24 protein-coding genes are annotated in these 22,444 nt (G+C 38.8%); 16 read left to right on the top strand and 8 right to left on the bottom strand.

Annotated features, from left to right (window positions below):
- Positions 1–116: 116 nt before the first annotated feature.
- Genes ACTJJG_RS07580 through pilG form a run of 4 tightly spaced genes read right to left on the bottom strand, consistent with a single transcriptional unit; the run spans position 117 to position 3,603 of the window.
- On the bottom strand, positions 117–2,195 hold the full coding sequence (locus ACTJJG_RS07580) for a methyl-accepting chemotaxis protein (RefSeq protein ID WP_032052669.1): 2,079 nt from the start codon (positions 2,193–2,195) through the stop codon (positions 117–119).
- 42 nt (positions 2,196–2,237) lie between these two features.
- Positions 2,238–2,774, bottom strand: a complete 537-nt coding sequence (locus tag ACTJJG_RS07575; protein ID WP_002116439.1) for a chemotaxis protein CheW — start codon at positions 2,772–2,774, stop codon at positions 2,238–2,240.
- 60 nt (positions 2,775–2,834) lie between these two features.
- Positions 2,835–3,197, bottom strand: a complete 363-nt coding sequence (locus ACTJJG_RS07570) for a response regulator (protein WP_002116220.1) — start codon at positions 3,195–3,197, stop codon at positions 2,835–2,837.
- A 22-nt stretch (positions 3,198–3,219) separates the two neighbouring features.
- Positions 3,220–3,603, bottom strand: coding sequence for a twitching motility response regulator PilG (gene pilG / locus ACTJJG_RS07565; protein ID WP_000389061.1), 384 nt, complete (start codon positions 3,601–3,603; stop codon positions 3,220–3,222).
- Between the two features lie 283 nt (positions 3,604–3,886).
- Between pilG and ACTJJG_RS07560 the strand changes: the two genes are divergently transcribed.
- The 4 genes from ACTJJG_RS07560 (at position 3,887) to ACTJJG_RS07545 (ending at position 10,591) form a co-directional block, all read left to right on the top strand.
- Positions 3,887–4,525, top strand: a complete 639-nt coding sequence (locus ACTJJG_RS07560) for a hypothetical protein (protein ID WP_069119208.1) — start codon at positions 3,887–3,889, stop codon at positions 4,523–4,525.
- Positions 4,526–4,593: 68 nt separating this feature from the next.
- A complete protein-coding gene (locus ACTJJG_RS07555) occupies positions 4,594–5,703 on the top strand; it encodes an efflux RND transporter periplasmic adaptor subunit (protein ID WP_081318459.1) in 1,110 nt (369 codons plus the stop codon).
- Positions 5,704–5,718: 15 nt separating this feature from the next.
- A complete protein-coding gene (locus ACTJJG_RS07550) occupies positions 5,719–8,817 on the top strand; it encodes an efflux RND transporter permease subunit (RefSeq protein ID WP_372552719.1) in 3,099 nt (1,032 codons plus the stop codon).
- Between the two features lie 58 nt (positions 8,818–8,875).
- On the top strand, positions 8,876–10,591 hold the full coding sequence (locus ACTJJG_RS07545) for a proline--tRNA ligase (RefSeq protein WP_017385897.1): 1,716 nt from the start codon (positions 8,876–8,878) through the stop codon (positions 10,589–10,591).
- A gap of 52 nt (positions 10,592–10,643) precedes the next feature.
- Here ACTJJG_RS07545 and ACTJJG_RS07540 read toward each other — a convergent pair whose 3' ends face one another.
- From ACTJJG_RS07540 to ACTJJG_RS07530, 3 genes are all read right to left on the bottom strand, one after another.
- Positions 10,644–10,985 (bottom strand): YegP family protein, encoded by a 342-nt coding sequence (locus tag ACTJJG_RS07540; RefSeq protein ID WP_002116533.1) that lies wholly within the window; start codon positions 10,983–10,985, stop codon positions 10,644–10,646.
- Between the two features lie 211 nt (positions 10,986–11,196).
- Complete coding sequence (locus ACTJJG_RS07535; protein ID WP_002116259.1) at positions 11,197–11,541, bottom strand: zinc ribbon domain-containing protein YjdM; 345 nt, start codon at positions 11,539–11,541, stop codon at positions 11,197–11,199.
- 91 nt (positions 11,542–11,632) lie between these two features.
- Positions 11,633–11,989 carry a DUF488 domain-containing protein gene (locus ACTJJG_RS07530; RefSeq protein ID WP_372552718.1) on the bottom strand — a complete coding sequence of 119 codons (357 nt, stop codon included), beginning with the start codon at positions 11,987–11,989 and terminating at the stop codon, positions 11,633–11,635.
- A gap of 174 nt (positions 11,990–12,163) precedes the next feature.
- On the opposite strand from ACTJJG_RS07530, the gene rutD reads away from it, so the two are divergent.
- From rutD to ACTJJG_RS07490, 8 genes are all read left to right on the top strand, one after another.
- Positions 12,164–12,970, top strand: coding sequence for a pyrimidine utilization protein D (gene rutD, locus ACTJJG_RS07525; RefSeq protein WP_017385899.1), 807 nt, complete (start codon positions 12,164–12,166; stop codon positions 12,968–12,970).
- A complete protein-coding gene (locus ACTJJG_RS07520) occupies positions 12,967–13,554 on the top strand; it encodes a malonic semialdehyde reductase (protein WP_372552717.1) in 588 nt (195 codons plus the stop codon). The genes rutD and ACTJJG_RS07520 overlap by 4 nt, the downstream gene beginning before the upstream one ends.
- Before the next feature lie 359 nt (positions 13,555–13,913).
- Positions 13,914–15,032 carry a pyrimidine utilization protein A gene (gene rutA / locus ACTJJG_RS07515; protein ID WP_004705762.1) on the top strand — a complete coding sequence of 373 codons (1,119 nt, stop codon included), beginning with the start codon at positions 13,914–13,916 and terminating at the stop codon, positions 15,030–15,032.
- Entirely contained in the window at positions 15,029–15,781 is a 753-nt protein-coding gene (rutB, locus tag ACTJJG_RS07510) for a pyrimidine utilization protein B (protein ID WP_032056679.1), read from the top strand. The genes rutA and rutB overlap by 4 nt, the downstream gene beginning before the upstream one ends.
- Before the next feature lie 45 nt (positions 15,782–15,826).
- On the top strand, positions 15,827–16,210 hold the full coding sequence (gene rutC, locus ACTJJG_RS07505) for a pyrimidine utilization protein C (RefSeq protein WP_032052667.1): 384 nt from the start codon (positions 15,827–15,829) through the stop codon (positions 16,208–16,210).
- A gap of 66 nt (positions 16,211–16,276) precedes the next feature.
- Positions 16,277–16,867: an NADH-dependent FMN reductase RutF gene (gene rutF, locus ACTJJG_RS07500; protein WP_078210294.1), complete on the top strand. Its 591-nt coding sequence runs from the start codon at positions 16,277–16,279 to the stop codon at positions 16,865–16,867.
- Between the two features lie 30 nt (positions 16,868–16,897).
- Entirely contained in the window at positions 16,898–18,250 is a 1,353-nt protein-coding gene (gene rutG / locus ACTJJG_RS07495) for a pyrimidine utilization transport protein G (protein WP_032056680.1), read from the top strand.
- A gap of 15 nt (positions 18,251–18,265) precedes the next feature.
- Entirely contained in the window at positions 18,266–19,138 is an 873-nt protein-coding gene (locus tag ACTJJG_RS07490; RefSeq protein WP_080776809.1) for an NAD(P)-dependent oxidoreductase, read from the top strand.
- 45 nt (positions 19,139–19,183) lie between these two features.
- Here ACTJJG_RS07490 and ACTJJG_RS07485 read toward each other — a convergent pair whose 3' ends face one another.
- On the bottom strand, positions 19,184–19,636 hold the full coding sequence (locus ACTJJG_RS07485) for an SRPBCC family protein (protein WP_014207573.1): 453 nt from the start codon (positions 19,634–19,636) through the stop codon (positions 19,184–19,186).
- 38 nt (positions 19,637–19,674) lie between these two features.
- Here ACTJJG_RS07485 and ACTJJG_RS07480 point away from each other — a divergent pair, with 38 nt between their 5' ends.
- The 4 genes from ACTJJG_RS07480 (at position 19,675) to ACTJJG_RS07465 (ending at position 22,439) form a co-directional block, all read left to right on the top strand.
- The gene (locus ACTJJG_RS07480) at positions 19,675–19,791 is read left to right on the top strand and encodes a hypothetical protein (RefSeq protein WP_002116161.1); all 117 of its coding nucleotides are present in this window, start codon (positions 19,675–19,677) and stop codon (positions 19,789–19,791) included.
- A gap of 59 nt (positions 19,792–19,850) precedes the next feature.
- A complete protein-coding gene (ygfZ, locus tag ACTJJG_RS07475; protein WP_032062561.1) occupies positions 19,851–20,573 on the top strand; it encodes a CAF17-like 4Fe-4S cluster assembly/insertion protein YgfZ in 723 nt (240 codons plus the stop codon).
- Positions 20,574–20,719: 146 nt separating this feature from the next.
- Positions 20,720–21,430 carry a DsbC family protein gene (locus ACTJJG_RS07470; protein WP_014207575.1) on the top strand — a complete coding sequence of 237 codons (711 nt, stop codon included), beginning with the start codon at positions 20,720–20,722 and terminating at the stop codon, positions 21,428–21,430.
- A 184-nt stretch (positions 21,431–21,614) separates the two neighbouring features.
- Positions 21,615–22,439, top strand: coding sequence for a tetratricopeptide repeat protein (locus ACTJJG_RS07465; RefSeq protein ID WP_032056683.1), 825 nt, complete (start codon positions 21,615–21,617; stop codon positions 22,437–22,439).
- The last annotated feature ends 5 nt before the right edge of the window (positions 22,440–22,444 follow it).

The following is a 22,444-nucleotide window of genomic DNA, read 5'->3' as shown; positions in this document are numbered from 1 at the left end:
GGAGAAAAACGACAGAGTCAACACCAGAAAAATAGCTGTTTCCCCAATATTTATCTGGTGTTGTTAATACTTTTTAGAAGAATAGCGGTACTGAAACAGCTATTCTCATCCCCAATTTAATCAGGTAATTTAAAGTCCGTTACCGATTCACGTAATGACTCTGCCATGTTTGCTAGTTCAGAAACAGAGCGTGCTGTATCAAAGGTTGCAGTTGTCGTTTGTGAAGTAATTTCTTGTACGACTGTCATGGTGGTCGCAATATGGCTGGCAGATGCAGATTGAAGTTTTGCTGCATCAGAAATGCTGGCAATTAAGTTTGCCAAGTCACCCGATACTTTTTGAATTTCATCCAAGGCAATACCCGCGTCTTTTGCCAAGTTTGCACCACGCACAACTTCAGTGGTGGTTTGTTCCATCGAAATAACAGCTTCATTTGTATCAGTCTGAATTGTTTTAACCAGAGTTTCGATCTGTTTAGTTGCCGATGCAGAACGCTCTGCAAGACGCTGTACTTCGTCAGCAACTACGGCGAAACCACGGCCTGCTTCACCAGCCATAGATGCTTGAATTGCTGCGTTTAATGCAAGAATGTTAGTTTGGTCGGCAATATCGTTAATGAGCGATACGATGTTACCAATTTCTTGTGAAGACTCACCCAATCGCTTAATACGTTTAGACGTTTCTTGAATCTGTTCACGGATTGTGTCCATACCTTCAATTGAACGGTTTACCACTTGCGCACCATTAGAGGCAATTTGTACCGAACGCTCTGCTACCTCAGCAGATTCAGATGCATTTGAAGATACTTGGTCAATCGATTGCGCCATTTCATTCATTGCTGTTGATGCACCAGCAATTTCTTGAGCCTGATGCTCAGACGCCTCTGCTAATTGGTTCGTAATACTCTGCGTATCTTGCGTATAGCGAGCAACTTCTTGAGAGGTTTCATGAATACGGGATACAAGGTCACGTAGTTGGTCAATCGCAAAGTTAATCGAGTCGGCAATTGCTCCCGTAAAATCCTCAGATACAGTTGCATATGAACGTAAGTCACCATCTGCAAGATCGGCGATTTCATCAAGTAAACGTAAAATCGCGTTTTGGTTACGGTCATATTCGTCTTGTAATCGAGTAACACGTTGCTTATCCATCACACTACGTAATGTGATCAATTTAAATACAGAGAAGATTAAGCCTGCTAAAGAACTGATTAGCACCGCACCTAACAATAAAGTAAGCCAGTTCTTTCTTGCTACATCAGATAAATGCCCCAAGTTATCTAACATCACATCTGATTTAGAGAAGATCTGAGAAGATGCCTGACGAACATTGACAATCTGGTTACCATTTTTTAATACCGTGGCAGCAGCAGATTTTAAGACTTTGTCATATTCAGATTTAATACTTTCTAATGATTCACGTAAAGCCGGATCAGCAATACGATCAACACCCAATTCAGCATTACCATTAAGTTCAGCATTTAAATACGTACCAAACGTATCAATGTCTACACCAAAATCGCTAGTCGATACATTGCCATCGGTACCACTTAATACCGAGTTAATAGAACGTAAAATACGTTCGGCAATAAATACCTGGTTTTTAGCAATAATTACCTGACTACTTGGCAAACCTTGACGCGCCATTTGGTCAACCATCAAGTTATATTCTGCCTGAATCTCAGGGACGGTTTCGCTAATAGAGATGTTGGTGTCATATAACTGGTTAAGGACTTTTTGATGTGCTGAAATCAAATCGATGTTTTTTGAAAGTTCAGTCCACATAACTTGAACTTTTTGATATTCATCAGTCGATTTACCGTGAATATTTTCAATCTCAAGTAAGTTTTCATTAAAGTCTTTTTGAGACTGCTGTAGCTTGGTGATTGCCTCTTGAGAGCCAGACTCAGTTGCTTCAGTTGCTTGTTTAGAAATCGTTTGAGATAACAAACGCAACTCACCGAGACTTCGAATTAACTGGTTATGACGTGGAACGTTATAGAACAGATAGGCTAGAGAAACTAATGCAAGCACAAAACATAAAAGTGCTGCATATAGGATTGGCTTGGACTTTTCACTTTCCCCAAATAAACTGGCAAACTGCTCAATTCTTGACTGGATTGTTGCAATAAAATTGACACCCGATTTTTCGGACGCAACCCGACTACTGCCTTTCTTTTTAAGCTTAAAGCCCATAGCTTTTCCCCAGAAAAATACTCTGTTTTCACAGCGTAAAAATTAGTTTATAAATTTTGTCGATGCATTCATGTAATGTGGGTTTTGCAATAAACGACTAAATAAAAAGACATGCCAATGCTGGTTATGTTGATGAAAATAACCTTGGCAATATTCTTTTAGATTTTCCTCTAAGTCTAAGCTTTGAGAAAAAAAGCTTTTTTTATTAAAGTGCTGAATCCCCAAAACCTGATCCACGACCAACCCCACATACTGGTCGCGATGGCTAATACATAATACTTTTTGAGTTGACGAAAATGAACTTCGTTGCCCTAAAATAAAATGCGCCAAATCAGACACTGAAAGTAATCTTCCTCGAATATTTGCCAATCCCTTTACCCAACTTTGGGTATTTGGAACAGGTGTATATTTTGGTGGATAGATTACTTCTGACACTTCCCCAAGTGGTGCGACGAAGTATTGCCCTCTCATTTCAAAAGCAATTCCTGACCATCGCTGTGCTTCATTTTGAACTGAAGCGTAATTCTTATTACCCCGTTTAGACAAACGAAGTAACTCGATAAATCCATTCGCTGCCATACTCGATCCTATAAAACGGGTACAAAATGCCCGTTATTTATGTTTTTATGGATGGATGAGTTAATTTAGAAATTGTTTAATTACATCAATCAATTGATTTTCTTCGATTGGCTTAATCAAATAATCGATTGCACCTTGACGCTTGCCCCATACACGGTCAGTTGCCTGATCTTTAGTACTCACAATAACAACAGGGATATGCTTAGTGTCTTCATCACGAGTAATCTGACGTGTTGCCTGAAAACCATTTACACCCGGCATTACCACATCCATCAATACAAGATCTGGTTGCTCTGCCTTTGCAAGAGTTACACCATCTGCACCATTTGATGCTTCAAGCACGTCATAACCATGTTTGGTTAGGATTTCTTTAAAACGAAAAGTTTCTGTTGGTGAATCATCTACAATGAGAATACGTGCCATTTTTTTGCCCTCAAATTATTGTTTATGAACTTACATGATTACGAATCGCGTTTAACAATTCATCTTTGCTAAAAGGTTTCGTCAAGTATTCATCTGAACCTACCACACGCCCTTTTGCCTGATCAAATAAACCATCTTTACTAGAGAGCATGATAACGGGAATGTTCTGATAATTTTGAGAGTTTTTTATCAAAGCACAAGTTTGATAACCATCTAAACGAGGCATCATGATATCGACAAAAACAATATCCGGATTTGCTTCTGCAATTTTGGACAAAGCTTCAAATCCATCCACAGCAGTAATGACTTCACAGCCTTCGCGCTGTAATAAGGTTTCTGCTGTACGGCGAATGGTTTTTGAGTCATCAATCACCATTACTTTCAGATTTTGGAATGCATCTTCCATTTAATCTTCCATCCCCATAAAAATAAAATATAAATGCAATTTAACTTAAATTTGTTTTTACACATTTATACGCATTTTTAACATATCTCACGTTCTATTTTCAATGAGGCATTTTTGTCTACTTTCTCATTTATAAACAATAACTTTTAACCTCATCACACTTTAATTAAAATTATCATTTTTTTTATAATGACTATATTTTTATTCAGCTAAATAATAATTAATATAATGAAGATTAAATATTTAAAAATAAGCGACTTAGCTATCTTTTTGGGGATTTTCAATGAATGACAGGATGAAATATGCCTTTTACAGGAACTGTTTGTCTGTATCTATAGGCATTATTTCCTTCGGATCACTCTTTTTCTTACCCTCTAGTGTTGCTATTGCCGACACACCTAAAGCGGTTTGGTATCTTTATTATGACCAACATGGTATTGCCAATATTAGTACATCGGTCACACCTGCTCATATTCGTTATGGTTATGAAGCTCTAGATCGTAATATGCAAGTAATAAAAAGAAACCACTCTTATAATGCTGAAGCTGATTTAAATCAATCGAATCAACGGGCATTATTGGCGCGACATAAAGAACAAGATATCAAATTAAAAAAAGCTTATAGCAATAGTAAGACAGCTTCGATTAAAAGAGATCAGGCATTAGTGTCTATAAAAAAGCAAATTAATTATCAGCAGGAACAACTTAATCAATTACAACAAGACAAAATTTTATTTAAGCGTCAGGAAATGGAGTATTTCAGAAAAGGAGAACCGATTCCTGAGCGTCATAAGGCTTTGATTGAAAACAATCTAAATAATATTAATCGGGTTAAACAAACACTTGAAACACTTTCCAAGACCTATAACCGAACCAACAATGAGTATGAAAATATTATCGATCGTTTAAAAAAGCTTGAATAACTGCAAAGGTTTATCAAGAATAGGGGCAAAATAAAATTTGAATTATAGGATGATGCTGTATGCACACGATGCATCTCACCCCTTCTACTTTTTTTAAACTGAGTATTATTAGTTTATGTTTAATTTTAGCTGCATGTAATCAGCAAGAAACAACTCAAACCTCAGCCTCAGCTCCTGTAAAAATTGAGCTTATTCCTCAAGATCTTATTGCAGTTAAAGAAGGAGCTCTTGATTCTCAAACTGCATTTACAGGAACTATTCGTGCGGTTCAGCAAAGTTCCATTCAGGCGCAAGTAAGCGCAACAGCGACGAATGTCACTGCAAATGTCGGCCAACAGGTACAAAAAGATCAAGTTCTGGTGAGATTGAATAATCAGGACAATGTTGCACGATTAGCGCAAGCACGCGCCAACCTTGCATCGGCTCAATCACAAGCTGAACTTGCTCGTAATTTGATGAACCGAAAACAAAGATTATTTAATCAAGGTTTTATTGCTCGTGTCGAGTTTGAACAGAGTCAGGTTGACTATAAAGGTCAGCTTGAAAGTGTAAAAGCACAACAAGCCAATGTTGATATTGCTAAAAAAGCGGATCAAGACGGAATTATTACTAGTCCAATTTCAGGTGTGATTACTAAACGCCAAGTTGAACCCGGTCAAACAGTTTCAGTTGGACAAACACTATTTGAAATCGTAAATCCTGATCAACTTGAAATACAAGCCAAGTTGCCAATTGAACAGCAATCTGCGCTTAAGATCGGTAGTAACATTCAATATCAAATTCAGGGCAATTCTAAACAATTAAATGCAACGCTAACTCGCATTTCACCTGTTGCCGATCAAGACAGTCGACAAATTGAGTTTTTTGCTGCTCCTAAAGAAAAAATTGACTCGTTAAGTATTGGAGCCTTCATTAATGGAAACATTTTGCGCAATGACACTCATCAAGGCCAAATTATTCCTTTAGACAGCATTCAAAATATACAACATGATCCATTTGTATGGGTGATACGCAATCACACTATTCAAAAAGTTAAAATTCGGGTGGTTGAACAGCGTTATAACGACAATATTGCTTTAGTCGAAGGTTTACAAAGCACAGATCTGGTCAGCCGTATTCAATTTGAAGATTCCGACATTAATAAAAAAGTGACGGTTACAACCGACAAAAATAAATAAGGTAGCAAATAGCGTATGTGGTTTACTCGAATCAGTGTGAAATACCCCGTTTTTACCATTATGATGATGCTCAGCTTAATGGTACTCGGGTTGGCTTCTTGGAAACGCATGACTGTCGAAGAGTTTCCAAATATAGATTTCCCATTCGTAGTGGTCACTACGCAATATGCGGGTGCGTCGCCTGAAGCGGTTGAGTCAGATATTACAAAAAAACTTGAAGATCAAATCAATACAATTTCAGGAATTAAACAGATTACCTCACGCTCAAGTGAAGGCCTTTCAATGGTGATTGCCGAGTTTAATCTTGATACTTCTTCGGCGATTGCTGCTCAGGATGTTCGTGACAAAATTGCACCCGTCACAGCGCAGTTCCGTGATGAAATTGATACACCGATTGTGCAACGCTATGACCCCTCTTCTAGCCCAATCATGTCAGTCGTATTTGAATCAAACAGCATGAGTTTGGCGCAATTAAGTTCGTATGTAGATAAAAAAATCGTACCTCAGCTTAAAACGGTTTCGGGTGTAGGTAATGTGAATTTATTGGGCGACGCTAAACGGCAAATACGAATAAAGGTTATTCCTGCACAATTGCAAAGCTACGGCATTGGTATTGATCAGGTCATTAACACGCTAAAAAATGAAAATATTGAAGTGCCTGCAGGGACTTTACAGCAAAAAAATTCTGAACTGGTTGTACAGATTCAATCAAAAGTTATTCATCCCCTTGCATTTGGTGATTTGGTCATTGCCAATAAAAATGGTTCACCCATTTTTTTAAAGCAAGTGGCAACTGTTGAGGACACACAAGCCGAACTACAATCGAGTGCCTTTTATAATGGAAGAACTGCGGTCTCAGTCGATATCTTAAAAAGTTCCGATGCCAATGTAATTAAAGTCGTCGATCAGACTTATCAAACGTTAGAGAAATTAAAAGATCAAATGCCTGCGGGTTTAGATTACAAAGTCGTAGCTGATAGCTCTAAAGGTATTCGCGCTTCAATCAAAGATGTTGTTCGAACCATTATTGAAGGTGCTGCTTTAGCAATTCTTATTGTTTTACTCTTTCTAGGCTCTTTCCGCTCTACAGTTATTACCGGTTTAACCTTACCTATTACTTTGCTCGGAACCTTAACTTTTATTTGGGCTTTCGGGTTTAGCATTAACATGATGACGCTGTTAGCACTATCGCTCAGTATTGGTTTACTTATTGATGATGCAATTGTAGTTCGGGAAAATATTGTCAGACATACTGAACTTGGCAAAGACCACGTAACTGCAGCTCTTGAAGGGACAAAAGAAATTGGTTTAGCCGTACTCGCAACTACACTTACCATTGTGGCAGTATTTCTACCTGTTGCGTTTATGGGTGGTCTGATTGGACGCTTCTTTTATCAATTTGGTGTAACGGTCAGTACGGCTGTTTTAATTTCAATGTTTATTAGCTTTACACTCGATCCAATGCTTTCAGCTCACTGGAAAGATCCTGTAAAGAAAAAAGATAATTGGCTACAACGTTTTTTTAACCATATTTCTAATTTGCTAGATCGGCTTACTCATGTTTATGAAAAGCTATTAAAGCTTGCTCTACGCTTCCGTTTCATTACAGTCATTGTTGCAATCGCTTCATTATTTGCTGCATTAGGGCTATCGAAACTGATTGGAACCGAATTTGTACCTACACCAGATAAAGGTGAAGTCCGTATCCAGTTCGAGACTCCTGTAGATTCTTCTTTAGAATATACCCAAGCCAAATTACATCAGGTCGATCAAATTATTAGACAATTCCCCGATGTGGTTTCCACTTATGGCGTGGTTAACAGTGAAGTAGACTCTGGTAAAAACCATGCTGGTTTAGGGGTGACCTTAAAGCCAAAACAAGAACGTAGCTCAGATCTAAATACACTCAACAATGAGTTCCGTGATCGTTTGCAAACTGTAGCGGGTATTCGGGTAACTTCTGTTGCCGCAGCACAAGACTCTGTCTCTGGCGGACAAAAGCCAATCATGATTTCTATTAAAGGATCTGACCTAAATGAACTACAAAAAATTTCAGATCGCTTTATTGCTGAAATGGAAAAAATTAAAGGCGTAGTTGATTTAGAAAGTTCACTAAAAGAACCCAAACCTACTTTGGGTGTTCATATTAATCGCGTGCTGGCAAGTGATTTGGGTTTATCAGTTTCCCAAATTGCGAATGCCATTCGACCATTAATTGCAGGCGACAATGTCACTACTTGGGAAGACCGTGATGGTGAAACTTATGATGTGAATTTACGTTTAAATGAAAATAAACGTATGCTTCCGCAAGATGTGCAAAATTTATATATCAACTCTAATAAAACCAATGCAGCTGGACAAAATATGTTAGTTCCATTGAGTGCAGTCGCAACAACCGAAGAAAAGCTCGGTGCTTCACAAATTAACAGACGTGACCTTGAACGTGAGGTTCTTATTGAGGCGAATACCTCTGGTCGCCCGAGCGGAGATATTGGTCAAGACATCGATAAAATGCAAAAGGCATTTAAGTTACCTGCAGGTTATACATTTGATACGCAAGGGGCAAATGCAGACATGGCTGAATCTGCTGGATACGCATTAACTGCCATTACCCTATCGATTGTATTTATTTATATCGTGTTAGGTTCTCAGTTCAATAGCTTTATTCATCCCGCAGCAATTATGGCCTCTTTACCTTTGTCATTGATTGGCGTTTTTCTTGCCCTATTCTTGTTCCAAAGCACCCTAAATCTGTTTTCGATTATTGGTATTATCATGCTGATGGGGCTTGTCACTAAAAATGCAATTTTGCTGATCGATTTTATTAAGAAAGCGATGGATCAGGGTGTGAGCCGTTATGACGCTATTTTACAAGCTGGTAAGACCCGTTTACGTCCAATTTTGATGACCACAAGTGCTATGGTGATGGGGATGGTTCCCTTAGCTTTAGGTCTGGGCGAAGGCGGTGAGCAAAGCGCACCAATGGCTCATGCGGTTATTGGTGGTGTGATAACCTCTACTCTGTTGACTCTTGTGGTTGTACCCGTCATTTTCACTTATCTGGATGACTTGAAAAACTTTATGCTGCGTCAAACACGACGATTCATGTCATAATGCAGCGATTATCGTATAATCTGCGTTTTTATAACGCTTAACTTTTAGGACTTTTTCCATGCGCGCAAGCCGCTTTTTATTTGCAACGTTGAGAGAAACCCCAAATGATGCTGAAGTGATTTCACACCAGCTCATGTTACGTGCGGGGATGATTCGTAAATTGGCATCTGGTTTATATACATGGCTGCCGATGGGAACACGTGTGCTTAAAAAAGTAGATGCGATTGTTCGTGAAGAAATGAACCGTTCAGGCGCAATGGAAGTATTCATGCCCGTGACTCAACCCGCAAGTCTTTGGGAAGAATCAGGTCGATATGAACAATATGGCCCTGAGTTATTACGTTTTAAAGATCGTCATACGAACCCATTTGTACTTGGGCCAACGCATGAAGAAGTTATTACAGATATGGCGCGTAACGAATTAAAAAGTTATAAGCAGCTTCCTGTAAATTTCTATCAAATTCAAACTAAATTCCGTGATGAAATCCGTCCACGTTTTGGTGTAATGCGTTCACGTGAGTTCATCATGAAAGATGCTTATTCTTTCCATGCAACTCAAGAGTCATTACAAGAAACTTATGATGTGATGTACGACACTTATAGCCGTATTTTCACTCGCTTAGGTTTGGATTTCCGTCCAGTACAAGCTGATACAGGTTCTATTGGTGGTTCAGCTTCACACGAATTCCACGTATTGGCGGCTAGTGGTGAAGATGACATCGCATTTTCAACTGAATCTGATTATGCAGCAAACGTTGAAATGGCTGAGGCTGTTTTGGTGGGTGAACGCGCAGCACCGACACAAGAATTTAAATTGGTTGAAACACCAAACCAAAAAACGATTGATGATGTTTGCCAATTCTTAAATGCTGATCCAAAGCAATCTGTTAAAGCATTATTGGTTCAAGGCATTGCTGATGAAAAAGGTAATGTTCCTGTCGTTGCTCTATTTGTACGTGGTGACCACGAACTTAATGAGATTAAAGCTGAGAAACATCCTTTAGTTGCTGCACCTCTTACTTTTGCAACTGAAGAACAACTTCAAGCATTTGGTTTAACTGCTGGCTTTACAGGTCCACAAGGTTTAGTTGAAAAAGGCTTAACTGTAATTGTTGACCGTGCCGCATCTGTTCTTTCAGACTTCGTTGCTGGTGCAAATGAAGCTGACAAACATGCGGTTGGCGTAAACTGGGAACGTGATGCGCAAATTAGCGAAATTTTTGACTTACGTAATGTGGTTGAAGGCGATCCATCTCCAGATGGCAAAGGCACACTACAAATTAAACGTGGTATCGAAGTAGGTCATATTTTCCAGCTAGGTACTAAATACTCTGAAGCTTTAGGCTGTAAAGTTCTAGGTGAAGATGGCAAACCATTTACAGTAACTATGGGATGCTACGGTATTGGTGTAACGCGTGTTGTTGCAGCTGCAATTGAACAAAACTACGATGACAAAGGTATTATCTGGCCTCAAGCCATTGCACCATTTGAAATTGCAATTGTTCCAATGAATGCGCACAAATCACCACGTACTCTTGAGGCAGCAGAGTCTCTGTATGCAGAACTTCAAGCTCAAGGTTTTGATGTGTTACTTGATGATCGTAATGAACGCCCAGGCGTTAAATTCTCTGACCTTGAGTTAATGGGTATTCCACACCGTATTGTGATTGGTGAAAAAGGTCTTGATGCTGGTACTTTTGAATATAAAGGCCGCCGCGATGCTGAAGCGAGCAATTTAACTAAAGAAGAGCTTTTAGCTAAGTTAGCGCGTTAATAAATACATAAATAAAAAGCAGCTTTTCGAAGCTGCTTTTTTTAACTCAACTTTATGCCTGAACCGTTAAGTCTTTGATATTGGTTGATGAACCATTGTTTTTGACTGACTCAATTCCTTTATCTCGTGAAGCTTCACTCGCATAGAACTGACTTGTGCCAATAATCTGATGATTTGCAGCTTTTAAATTGAAGTAAGGTTTCCCATTCTTTGCAGTTAAACGCTCATATCGGGCGTCATCACCACTGTTTTTCTGAATTGACTCAATACCATTTACAGCAGAGGCTTTTGCCTTATATAGCTCGCTATTTAAAATAGGCTCACCATTTCCTGCCTTTAAGATAAAGCGATATTGTCCATCACTCGCTTGTGAAATTTCGTACCATCCTGCCATAAAAACCTCATTTTTTTGTTGGTGTGGGTATGACTTTCGTTATTATTCTGGACGAAAGTTATTTGTTATTAATGACAATATAAAGGCGTAAATATCCCTTGAACAGCCCATTTTTTATACTTTTTCGTAATAAAATTATAATGATGTTAGGAATTTAAAAAGCAGAGATATATACATATATCTCTGCTGAAATGTAATAATAATTAACAGTTTAAGCTTTTTTTACAAATTCAGATTTAAGTTTCATCTGACCAATACCATCAATTTTGCAATCAATATTGTGGCCATCACTTGCATCTGGAACTAAACGAATCGTTTTTACCTTTGTCCCTACTTTAACGACTGAAGAAGAGCCTTTAATTTTTAAGTCTTTAATTACAGTGACGCTATCACCGTCTGCCAAGACATTTCCATTTGCATCTTTAATAATTTCTTGTTCTTCAGTTGCTGATGCTTCTCCTTCTTTCCACTCATGTGAACATTCAGGACAAATCAATAAGTCGCCATCTTGGTAAGTATATTCTGATTGGCATTTTGGGCAGTTTGGCAAAGACATGAAAAAAATCTCAAAAAGTATATTATGCGAGATATGACTCATTTTTTAAAGTTTTAAATAAGAGACTTTTACCAAAAAAAAATTTATATATTCATTTTAAGTTTTTACTTAATAAATATTCTTTCAAAATAATTGCGTGATTGTTTTCAACATCTTTGGCTGAATATAAAAGTGTGATCGTATTCTTCAATGCGATTTGTTGTAGCTCTTGAACTGCGGAATTGGTCTCAAGCTCTTTTAAATAGCGCTGTTTAAACTCTTGCCAATGATCTGGTGTTGCAGCATGAAACCATTTTCTAAGCTCGGTCGATGGTGCTATTTCTTTTAGCCACAAATCCAAATGAGCATTTTCCTTACTAATTCCCCTACTCCATAAACGGTCAACCAAAATTCGCTTTCCATCACTGGGCTCAGCAGTTTCATAAATTCTTTTAATATGTATATCCATTTCTGACACCTACTCAGCTCAATCTAAATATCATTGGCTTAATCATCACATTGATTTGCCTTCCTCTACAATCTAAATCTTTTGTGCTAAATATTGTCTCAATTTGCCATTACTGATTAATTCAGGCATATAAATTGCTTTTGAATTTTTCATTATTTTATCAAATAGTAAAAAATGAAATATTATATTTATCCGTGTTCATCTCAAAAAGATGCCCCTTATTTGATTTTCTCATCTGGGTTAGGTGGTCATGCTAGTTTTTGGAGCCCACAACTTGAATCGTTGAGTACGCATTTCAACATTGTGACTTATGACCAAGAAGGCTGTCATCAAGACAGTACTTTATTACCTTCACATTACCATATGTGTGACATGGCCAATCAAGTACTACATTTATTAGAACATCTTCAAATTCATGAATTCCATATGATCGGGCATGCTTTGGGTGGCATCATTGGAATGGAACTCGCAAAGCAACTAAAATCTAGCTCAATTACCATGCTCAGCCTGACACTGATTAATGCGTGGGATGAGCTAGATGCCCATACGCAAAAATGTTTTGATGCCCGTATCGCATTGTTAGCCTCTGCGGGTGCTGAAGCCTATGTACGTGCACAGGCATTATTTTTGTATCCTCCAGCATGGATTTCTCAGAATCATAGCCACATTAAAAGTACCGAAGATATTCAGCTCCAAGGTTTTCCGCCCAAGACAAATGTATTTGCACGACTCAAAGCATTGATGCGCTTTCAATTACAAGCAGAGCACTTACAAGCATTGCAAGACACTGCAATTCATATCGTTGCCAATCAAGATGATTTTTTAGTTCCAGCACATAAATCACAAGATCTTTTTACCAAACTTGGTCATGGTCAACTCTGCATTTTACCCTCTGGTGCCCATGCTTCCACAGTGACCGAATCTCAACAACTAAATCAAACTTTCATTCAATTTTTCCATAGCATTAGGGCCTTATCATGAAAGCAAAAACATTAAATATTTTAGATCAACTCTTTTTAGAAGCTAGAACCCACAGCACGTGGTTAGACAAAGCCGTCAGCCCCGAGCAAATTCAACAAATTTATGATCTGGTCAAAATGGCACCGACTTCTGCCAACTGTAGTCCTGCTCGTTTTGTATTTTTAACAACACCTGAAGCTAAACAAAAACTCAAGCCAGCATTGTCGTCTGGCAATGTAGAAAAGACGATAACTGCTCCTGTCACTGTTTTGGTTGCAACCGATGCAAGATTTTATGACAAACTGCCAGAACTATTTCCGTATGCCGATGCAAAATCATGGTTTACATCAAGTGATGCCGTAGCACATGAAACTGCCTTTCGTAATAGTTCATTGCAAGCTGCATATTTAATTATGGCATGCCGTAGTTTAGGTTTAGATACGGGTCCAATGTCTGGTTTTGATGCGAAACAAGTTGATGAGCTATTTTTTGCAGGGACAAATCATCATATTAATCTCATCATTAACATCGGCTATGGCGACCCTCAGAAAGTTTATACACGCCTTCCTCGTTTAAATTTTGAAGAGGCTTGTCGAATGGAATGAGTTAAGTCCATAACACCCTCTTCAATCTCAAAAGAGAAATACTTTAGTCCTACACGGCGACTTCAATGTCGCCTTTTTTTGTTCTGCTGTTTTATAAAATTGGATGTAATACACACTCCAAAAGTAAAATTGATCAAATGATGCACAATGAAGCAAGTTAGTTCCTCCTTGGTGCACAATCGCATTATTTTTTACCATTTGATAAAAATTATACCAAACAATAAACTCAATACATTGATAAATATATAAATATTAAAGTTGGCACGCGCTATGCATTATTAAAAATACAAACAAATACTGAAAATTATATCGTTTATAGCTTTCAGTTCGACTTCCTAAACTCACGATGGGGAATCAAGATGAAGATCGGCGTTTTTTGTCCAATTGGAAATAATGGCTGGCTGCTTTCAGAAAATGCACCGCAATATAAACCTACCTTTGAATTAAACAAACAAATTGTACAGCGTGCTGAACACTACGGTTTTGACTTTGCCCTTTCCATGATTAAGTTACGTGGTTTTGGCGGAAAAACTGAGTTTTGGGACTATAACCTGGAAACATTTACCCTCATGGCAGGTCTCGCCGCTGTCACCAGTAAAATCCAAATTTATGCAACCGCTGCAACACTAGTCATGCCTCCTGCAATTGTGGCACGTATGGCATCGACCATAGATTCGATTTCCAACGGTCGCTTTGGACTAAACGTCGTGACGGGATGGCAAATGCCTGAATATTCCCAAATGGGTATGTGGCCTGGCGATGAATATTTTGCTAAGCGCTATGACTACTTATCTGAGTATGTCGAAGTTTTGCGTGAACTTTGGGCAACCGGAAAATCAGACCTAAAAGGCGAGTTCTTCCAGATGAATGATTGTCAGGTCAAACCACAGCCTCAAGCTGATATGAAAATTATCTGTGCAGGACAATCAGATGCTGGTTTAGCTTTTTCCGCAAAATATGCTGACTACAACTTTGTTTTCGGAAAAGGTTTAAACACACCGACAGCCTATGCCGAAATTAATGATCGCTTAAAAGCTCAAACTGACAAAACTGGACGGAATGTACAGACCTATGTGTTGTTTATGGTAATTGCAGCCGAAACAGATGCTGCTGCAATGCAGAAATGGCAACACTATAACGATGGTGCGGACATGGAAGCTATTCGTTGGCTACAAGACCAAGGTGCAAAAGATAAAGTGTCTGGCACTGACACCAATATTCGTCACATGGCCTCTAGTGTTTCTCCAGTCAATATCAATATGGGCACCATTGTTGGCTCTTTTAAAAATGTCGCAAAAATGCTTGATCAAATTTCCGAGATTGAAGGTACAGAAGGAATTTTGTTGACCTTTGATGACTTTGTACAAGGTGTAGAAGATTTTGGTCAACGCATTCAACCGCTCATGAAATGTCGTGAAAGTGTCGTTACCGAACTGGCAGAGCAAGCCGAACCAACTGTTTTGGAGAAAAGCGCATGAATGAAATGTCTAATATTGTGTGTGCAGAATTCACGGCACAGATTGGTACAGGCAAAGTATTAAAAGCCGAACCTGAACATATTCAACTAGCAGCAGAACAAACTGCGCTTGTTGTCATTGATATGCAAAATGCCTACACCTCTTTAGGTGGGTATTTAGATTTAGCAGGTTTTGATGTTTCAAAGACTAAACCTGTAGTCGAAAATATTAAAAAGGCGATCGATGCTGCACATAGTGCAGGGATTCAGGTCATCTATTTCCAAAATGGTTGGGATAAAAACTACGTTGAGGCTGGTGGTTTAGGCTCACCAAATTTTCATAAATCCAATGCCTTAAAAACCATGCGTAAACGCCCCGAGTTACAAGGCCAACTTTTATCTAAAGGCGGTTGGGACTTTGCTTTAATTGATGAGTTAAAACCTCTTCCACAAGACATCATTATTGAAAAGCCACGTTATAGCGGTTTCTTTAACACCGCTCTCGACAGCATTTTACGTGCTCGTGGCATTCGTAATTTGGTCTTTGTAGGTATTGCCACCAATGTCTGTGTCGAGTCGACCTTACGTGATGGTTTCTTTTTGGAATATTTCGGTGTTGCACTTAAAGATGCTTGCTATCAAGCCGGACCTCAAGAGGCTCACGACGCAGCGCTATATAACATTAAAACTTTTTTTGGCTGGGTATCTGACACCAATAGCTTTATTGAAACCTTTGATTCGGCATCAACATTGCTACAGCAATCTGCCTAATTCATGCATTTAATTTTATCTAAATTTTTTGATTTGGAGCATCTTATGTCTAAACAAGTTGTTATTCCTGAAGGAACAGCGGCACCACTTGCACCCTATGTTCCTGCAACCAAAGCAGACAATATTGTGTATGTCTCAGGCACATTGGCTTTTGATGAAAATAATAATGTGGTCTGTATTGGTGATGCCGCAGGACAGACTCGCCATATTTTAGAAACGATCAAAAAAGTGATTGAAACTGCAGGTGGCACCATGGATGACGTAACGTTCAATTCCATTTTCATTAAAGATTGGGCCGACTATAGCGCAGTAAATACGGTATATGCAGAATATTTTCCGGGTGACAAACCTGCTCGCTTTTGTATCCAGTGCGGCTTGGTGAAACCTGATGCCTTAATTGAAATTGCATCGATTGCCCATGTGGGATAAACGATGTCACTGATAAAAACCTTCAGCATCATAACTGATGTGATGTTTTAGCCTCGATTCATTGTAATGATCATGCATTGGGGTTGGAGAGCAATCATGCAAAAAAGAGAAGAGAAACAGGTTTTAACTCCATCTGCTATTCAGCAGGCTCAAACATGCTCAACACACTTAGAAGTAGATCAGCATACTTTTAGACAAGGCATGGCAAATCTTGGAGCAGCAGTGAATGTCATCACGACAGATGGACCTGCGGGACAGGCTGGCTTTACAGCCTCCGCTGTATGTAGCGTAACCGATACACCACCGACACTATTGGTTTGTCTCAATCGCTCAGCATCTGTGTTTAATACTTTTAAACAAAACGAGGTGCTTTGTGTCAATACTTTAGCTGCCCATCAAAGTACGCTATCTACAATATTCGGCGGAAAAACACCAATGCCAGAACGCTTTGCTCATGGGGAATGGAGCAAGCTACTCACTGGTTCTCCGATTTTGAATGAGGCCTTGGTGTCATTTGATTGTGAAATTGTACAAAGCATGAGTATCGGTAGTCATGACGTCTTGTTTTGTGCAGTCAAAGCAATGAAACACCAAAGTGGACTTAATGCACTTATGTACTTCAACCGCAGTTATTGCGAATTACAAACTGCATGCTAATGCAGATAAAAATGAAAAAGAGGATCTGTTATGCGAACAAAAGAATCTTGGTTTCCTAAATTTAAGCCGCACACAGGTAATTTAGAAACTCCCGTACAAATTGATGAATATCTCCCTCCCGGTAAAAGTATTGTTTTGGGGTTACAACATGCTTTTGCTATGTTCGGAGCAACTGTTTTAGCTCCGTTACTCATGGGCTTTGATCCGAACCTCACCATTTTTATTACTGGTATTGGCACCATCTTGTTCTTTTTAATTACAGGTGGGCGTATGCCTAGCTATCTCGGATCAAGCTTCGCGTTTATTGGCGCAGTCGCTGCCGCCACAGGCTATGCAGGGGTTGGATCAAATCCCAATTTAGCTGTGGCGCTTGGCGGTACAATCATTTGCGGTTTGGTTTATGCATGCATCGGTTTAATTGTGATGAAAACTGGAACTGCATGGATTGAAAAACTCATGCCACCCGTGGTCACTGGTGCAATTGTCATGATTATTGGTTTAAACCTTGCACCTGTAACAATTAAAAGCGTTTCGACAAATAGCTTTGACACGTGGATGGCTGTCATTACCATTTTATGCATTAGTGCTGTTGCTGTTTTTACAAGAGGTATGATTCGCCGCCTTCTATTACTCATCGGGCTCATCAGTGCTTATTTTATTTATTTTCTACTCACCAATATCTTAGGGTTAGGCAAACCCATCGATTTTAATGCAATCAGTCAAGCTGCATGGTTTGGCCTACCCACTTTTCACTCACCTGTTTTTAATGCCAAAGCTATTTTATTGATTGCACCTGTTGCGCTTATTTTAGTCGCTGAAAACTTGGGACATTTTAAAGCGGTTTCTGCCATGACAGAACGTAATTTATCGCCATATATGGGGCGTGCTTTTTTTGCAGATGGTATCTGTACAAGTTTATCAGCTTCTGTTGGTGGTACAGGCATGACGACTTATGCTGAAAATATTGGAGTAATGGCTGTAACTAAAGTCTATTCAACGACTATTTTTGTGGTTGCGGGACTATTTGCAATTCTACTCGGTCTATCTCCTAAATTTGGAGCAATCATTAGTACCATCCCTGTCGCTTTATTAGGCGGTGCATCCATTGTTGTCTTTGGTTTAATTACTGTGGCTGGAGCAAAAATTTGGATCGATAACAAAGTTGATTTCACCAAAAATAGTACTTTAATTATTGCAGCAGTCAGCCTGATTATGGGTGCTGGTAATTTAAGCCTACATATTGGGCCATTTGACCTAGGGGGTATTGGAACTGCGACACTTGCAGCAATTGTGCTTAACCTATTACTCAACAGAACGGAAAAATCTGAAAGTCAATCTATTGAAAAATCAGTAGAACCGCTTAATTCTGTCCCACATCTCTAATTCTGGAGAAACTCCTTGATTCAAAGTGTTTCATTTATCGGTTTAGGTGCAATGGGATGGCACATGGCTTCCCATTTAACCCAAGTATGTAGCCAAGTCTATGTTTGGAATCGTACTTTTGCTAAAGCAAAGCAACATGAACAAACCTTTGGTACGGAGGCTGTAGACCTGACACAAGCTCTACAAGCAGATATTATCTTTTCATGCCTACCGACTAGCCAAGATGTAGAAAATTTAATTGCGAATTCTCAACTAAAACAAGGCTGTATTTGGGTGGATTGCACTAGCGGTGTGCCAGAGACTGCAAGAAAACTCAGCCAACAGCTCAAATTAAGTGGAGTTGATTATTTAGATGCACCAGTTTCAGGACAAACGATTGGGGCTGAACGAGGAACTCTCACGGTAATGGTCGGAGGTAACGAGTCTGCTTTTAAAAGAGCAAAACCAATCATTCAAGCCTTTGCTAATTTAGTTGAATATGTCGGCGAAAGTGGTGCTGCCTTTGCAGTAAAGGCCATTAATAATACGTTAATGGCAACACATCTTTGGGCGTTGGCAGAGGGATTAAGTATCCTTAAATCCCAAGGCGTAAATTTACACTCCGCAATGAACTGCATTAACCACTCTAGCGGCAAAAGTAATGTTTCAGAACACATCATGATGCAACGCGTTTTAAACCGCAAATTTGAAAAAACTTTTGCATTAGATTTATTACAAAAGGATATTGGAATTGCACTAAATCTCGTTACTCAAAATAATTTGGAACTCCCAGCTTTTAATCTTATTCAGCAACAGTTTAATCAGGTTTCCAAACCCGATGCACAACAAGTTGATTTTTCAGCCATAGTTAAGCTATTGGAACAACAAAACCAATTTGAACTATGTTAAGAGTAGGTCATACGACCTACTCTTTTATAAGAAAGTAGAGTGACTTTATTGATCTGGAATTTCAGCTTCAATCAATAAGGTAAGCAAAGATAGGGATTCTTGCCACCCTAAATAACAAGCTTCTACAGGAATAACTTCCGGTATTCCTTCTTGCGTAATATGCACTTCTGTACCTACCAATACGCTTTTTAATGTAATAGTAACCTGCATAGTCCCAGGTAAATTTGGGTCATCGAATTGATCGTTGTAGCGAATTAGTTCATTTGGAACTAATTCCACATATGTTCCGCCAAAAGCATGGGTTGAACCTGTTGAAAAATTGGTAAAACTCATTTTGTATGAGCCACCAACATTTGCATCAAAACTATGAACTTTCGCAGTAAAACCATGGGGCGGTAACCACTTGACTAAAGCATCTGGATCTAAAAATGCACGGTAAACTCGCTCGGCTGGAGCCTTAAACACGCGATGAAATTTCACTGTTCCTGTTGCCATCATATTCTCCTTATTTTAATTTCCTTAAAATTATTGAAATTATGGCTATTAGCTTAAACCTTCCGATTTATCCGAACGTATATTTTTGGTGTTTTTTTAAACAAAAAAGCCAGCTTCAGGACAAACTCAAATTACGAAAACTATGGCTGATTTTTTAGTAAAAATGGAGCAAAATAGTCAGCAATCATAAAGAAACATATTGAATTTGAGATTAATCATGAGTCTGCTCGCTTTCTCCTCATATGCTTTAAACGGTGTAGATGCACAAAAGTTTTTACAAGGCCAAGTTACTGTAGATACTGAACGTTTAGCTGAAAATGAAACTCGCTATACAGCGATTTGTGATCTTAAAGGCCGTATTCACTTTGGCTTATGGCTAAAGAAGATGAATCCTGAAAGTTTTGAAATTGTAGTTACTCAAGATCAAGCTGAAGAGTTTGCCAAGCATATTAAAAAGTATGGTGCCTTTTCAAAAATGACCTTAAGTGAACAAGGCACTGTGTTCCCAAAAGTTGAGGATCATCAAACTGAATTCACTACTGCTGAAACTGATATTTCCGAATGGCAAAAACAAGCCATTATGACTGGTCAAGCTTGGATTACACAGGCTACTGAACATGAATTCCAACCACAGGAATTACGTTTACATCAACGTGAAGGCGTCAATTACGACAAAGGCTGTTACCTAGGTCAGGAAATTGTGGCGCGTCTTTGGTTTAAAGCAAAACCAAAACACTGGTTACATCTGGTTCAGGGTACAGGTGAAGCGCCTGCTTCAGCAACTCAATTAAATAATGATGTTGAAGTCGTCAATAGTATTGCAAATGATGAAGGCTATCTTGCTTTAGTTGTAGCTAAACCTGCTGCTCTTCAAGAGTTAGGGATTCAAGTTCTTGAGTTACCAGAAGCTTTAAGTGGCGACGTAGCAAGACCACAATAATAACTTTTATTAGTTCAAACTGCCCACTGCTAAGTTAGTGGGCTTTTTTATAGATACAAAACACTAATGATTTCATTAGATTAGAACGTCAATTTTTTAAGCTTTATATGCCATCATTAGCCCTATTGAAATTAAAGAGAAAAAAGATGAAAACTAAACTTGCTACACTCATGTTGAGTCTGGCTATTTTCGGTTCTGCTCATGCTGATGTTAAAACACTTGAACAAAATCTTAAGACGAATTATCCCGATTTGCCTGTAAAAGGTGTTTATCAATCGCCTGTACAGGGCATTTATGAAGTCTATACAAGCGGCCGCATTGTTTATACTAATCAAGATGCGAAGTACTTTTTTGTTGGTAATTTAGTCGACATCAAACAACAAAAAAACATGACTGAAGAACGTATTGCCGAATTGGGCAAGATTGACGTTAAAAGTTTGCCATTAAATCAGGCGATTAAATATGTAAAAGGTAAAGGCGAACGTACGCTCTATGTCTTTAGTGACCCAGATTGCCCATATTGCCAGCGCCTAGAACAAAATATGGTTGGGGTTGATAACGTAACCGTATATGTGTTCCTTTATCCTCTTACTAGTTTGCATCCAAATGCTGAAAAAGTTTCAAATCAAATCTGGTGTTCAAAAAATCCGGCAGAAGCTTGGACAAACTATATGCTTAATCGCAAATTGCCGACTAATAGCAAAAGTTGCTCAAGCCCAATTCAGAAAAATATCGCTTTAGGTCAAAAATTAAATATTGATGGAACACCTACCCTGTTCTTGCAAGATGGCCAAAGACTCTCTGGTGTACCAAGTGATGCCAAACAAATTGAAGCATTACTCCAGACTGCAAAATAACAATATTACCCACTCCGTTATATGAATGTGAGTGGGTATTTTTTCTCCACAATTTGCCCAAAGTGCAGTGCTTTATATACAAATCGGCTGTTTACTTTCATCAATCAATATTTATGATGAGAAATTGAGACTCTTTCATGCATCAATGGAATGATGTAGCTACGAAGTAAAAGGTTAAAAAGAAATGAAGAAATTACTAATCGCAAGCCTAATCACCCTTTCAAGTGCATCAATTTTTGCAGCTGATAACACAGCGACTGCTGCTAAAACCGATGTTTTCAAACAAGCTGAACAACTCTACGCAGCAAAAAATTATTCTGCTGCATTTCAGGAAATGCAACGCTTATCTCAATCAGGTAATGCCCAAGCCATCTATAACTTAGGCTATATGACTCAAATGGGCCAAGGTACAGCAAAAGATTCTTCTAAAGCTATTAAATATTATGAAGATGCCTCTAATAAAGGTTATGCTCAAGCGAGTTACACGCTTGCACAAATTTATGAGACTGGTGAATTAGGGGTTGCCAAAGACAGCAACAAATTCAGTCAATATATTCAAAAGGCATCGGCTCAAGGTTCTGATGATGCAACTGTGAAAATTGCGACAATTTTATTTGCACAGAAAAAACCGCAGTCACATCAAATTGCCCTTCAAAAATTGGCACCTTTAATTCGAAAAGGTAACTACCCTGCTATTCAGGTCAAAGCACTCTATGACATTAGCCAAGGGGTTGAAAATAAAAATCCTTTAATGAAACGCCAAGGTATCGAAGCTTTACAGTCAATTGCGCAAAAAGGTTATGCGCCTGCGTCGATGGCTTTAGCAACCATGATGGCGAATGGCAATATCATTCCGCAAAACCTACCGCAGGCTAAAAAGATCTTTACTGAACTTGCCAATCAAAATGTGCCTAACGCTAAAGAATCGTTAGCTTCGGTTGATAAGATTATTGCAGAAAAGAGCAAACAGGCTGCAAATGCTCCCGCACAGCCAGCACCGAAAAAATAATAAAT

Origin of the sequence: Acinetobacter sp. 22512 (assembly GCF_052044755.1) — a bacterium.
Lineage (GTDB): Bacteria > Pseudomonadota > Gammaproteobacteria > Pseudomonadales > Moraxellaceae > Acinetobacter > Acinetobacter pittii.
This window is presented reverse-complemented; position numbering and strand designations above follow the sequence as displayed.

What these genes read in the sequence shown, in the direction of transcription:
- ACTJJG_RS07580 (WP_032052669.1), bottom strand. Translation starts at nt 2,195, where the DNA reads ATGGGCTTTAAGCTTAAAAAGAAAGGCAGTAGTCGGGTTGCGTCCGAA.
- ACTJJG_RS07575 (WP_002116439.1), bottom strand. Translation starts at nt 2,774, where the DNA reads ATGGCAGCGAATGGATTTATCGAGTTACTTCGTTTGTCTAAACGGGGT.
- ACTJJG_RS07570 (WP_002116220.1), bottom strand. Translation starts at nt 3,197, where the DNA reads ATGGCACGTATTCTCATTGTAGATGATTCACCAACAGAAACTTTTCGT.
- pilG (WP_000389061.1), bottom strand. Translation starts at nt 3,603, where the DNA reads ATGGAAGATGCATTCCAAAATCTGAAAGTAATGGTGATTGATGACTCA.
- ACTJJG_RS07560 (WP_069119208.1), top strand. Translation starts at nt 3,887, where the DNA reads ATGAATGACAGGATGAAATATGCCTTTTACAGGAACTGTTTGTCTGTA.
- ACTJJG_RS07555 (WP_081318459.1), top strand. Translation starts at nt 4,594, where the DNA reads ATGCATCTCACCCCTTCTACTTTTTTTAAACTGAGTATTATTAGTTTA.
- ACTJJG_RS07550 (WP_372552719.1), top strand. Translation starts at nt 5,719, where the DNA reads ATGTGGTTTACTCGAATCAGTGTGAAATACCCCGTTTTTACCATTATG.
- ACTJJG_RS07545 (WP_017385897.1), top strand. Translation starts at nt 8,876, where the DNA reads ATGCGCGCAAGCCGCTTTTTATTTGCAACGTTGAGAGAAACCCCAAAT.
- ACTJJG_RS07540 (WP_002116533.1), bottom strand. Translation starts at nt 10,985, where the DNA reads ATGGCAGGATGGTACGAAATTTCACAAGCGAGTGATGGACAATATCGC.
- ACTJJG_RS07535 (WP_002116259.1), bottom strand. Translation starts at nt 11,541, where the DNA reads ATGTCTTTGCCAAACTGCCCAAAATGCCAATCAGAATATACTTACCAA.
- ACTJJG_RS07530 (WP_372552718.1), bottom strand. Translation starts at nt 11,989, where the DNA reads ATGGATATACATATTAAAAGAATTTATGAAACTGCTGAGCCCAGTGAT.
- rutD (WP_017385899.1), top strand. Translation starts at nt 12,164, where the DNA reads ATGAAATATTATATTTATCCGTGTTCATCTCAAAAAGATGCCCCTTAT.
- ACTJJG_RS07520 (WP_372552717.1), top strand. Translation starts at nt 12,967, where the DNA reads ATGAAAGCAAAAACATTAAATATTTTAGATCAACTCTTTTTAGAAGCT.
- rutA (WP_004705762.1), top strand. Translation starts at nt 13,914, where the DNA reads ATGAAGATCGGCGTTTTTTGTCCAATTGGAAATAATGGCTGGCTGCTT.
- rutB (WP_032056679.1), top strand. Translation starts at nt 15,029, where the DNA reads ATGAATGAAATGTCTAATATTGTGTGTGCAGAATTCACGGCACAGATT.
- rutC (WP_032052667.1), top strand. Translation starts at nt 15,827, where the DNA reads ATGTCTAAACAAGTTGTTATTCCTGAAGGAACAGCGGCACCACTTGCA.
- rutF (WP_078210294.1), top strand. Translation starts at nt 16,277, where the DNA reads ATGATCATGCATTGGGGTTGGAGAGCAATCATGCAAAAAAGAGAAGAG.
- rutG (WP_032056680.1), top strand. Translation starts at nt 16,898, where the DNA reads ATGCGAACAAAAGAATCTTGGTTTCCTAAATTTAAGCCGCACACAGGT.
- ACTJJG_RS07485 (WP_014207573.1), bottom strand. Translation starts at nt 19,636, where the DNA reads ATGATGGCAACAGGAACAGTGAAATTTCATCGCGTGTTTAAGGCTCCA.
- ACTJJG_RS07480 (WP_002116161.1), top strand. Translation starts at nt 19,675, where the DNA reads ATGGCTATTAGCTTAAACCTTCCGATTTATCCGAACGTATATTTTTGG.
- ygfZ (WP_032062561.1), top strand. Translation starts at nt 19,851, where the DNA reads ATGAGTCTGCTCGCTTTCTCCTCATATGCTTTAAACGGTGTAGATGCA.
- ACTJJG_RS07470 (WP_014207575.1), top strand. Translation starts at nt 20,720, where the DNA reads ATGAAAACTAAACTTGCTACACTCATGTTGAGTCTGGCTATTTTCGGT.
- ACTJJG_RS07465 (WP_032056683.1), top strand. Translation starts at nt 21,615, where the DNA reads ATGAAGAAATTACTAATCGCAAGCCTAATCACCCTTTCAAGTGCATCA.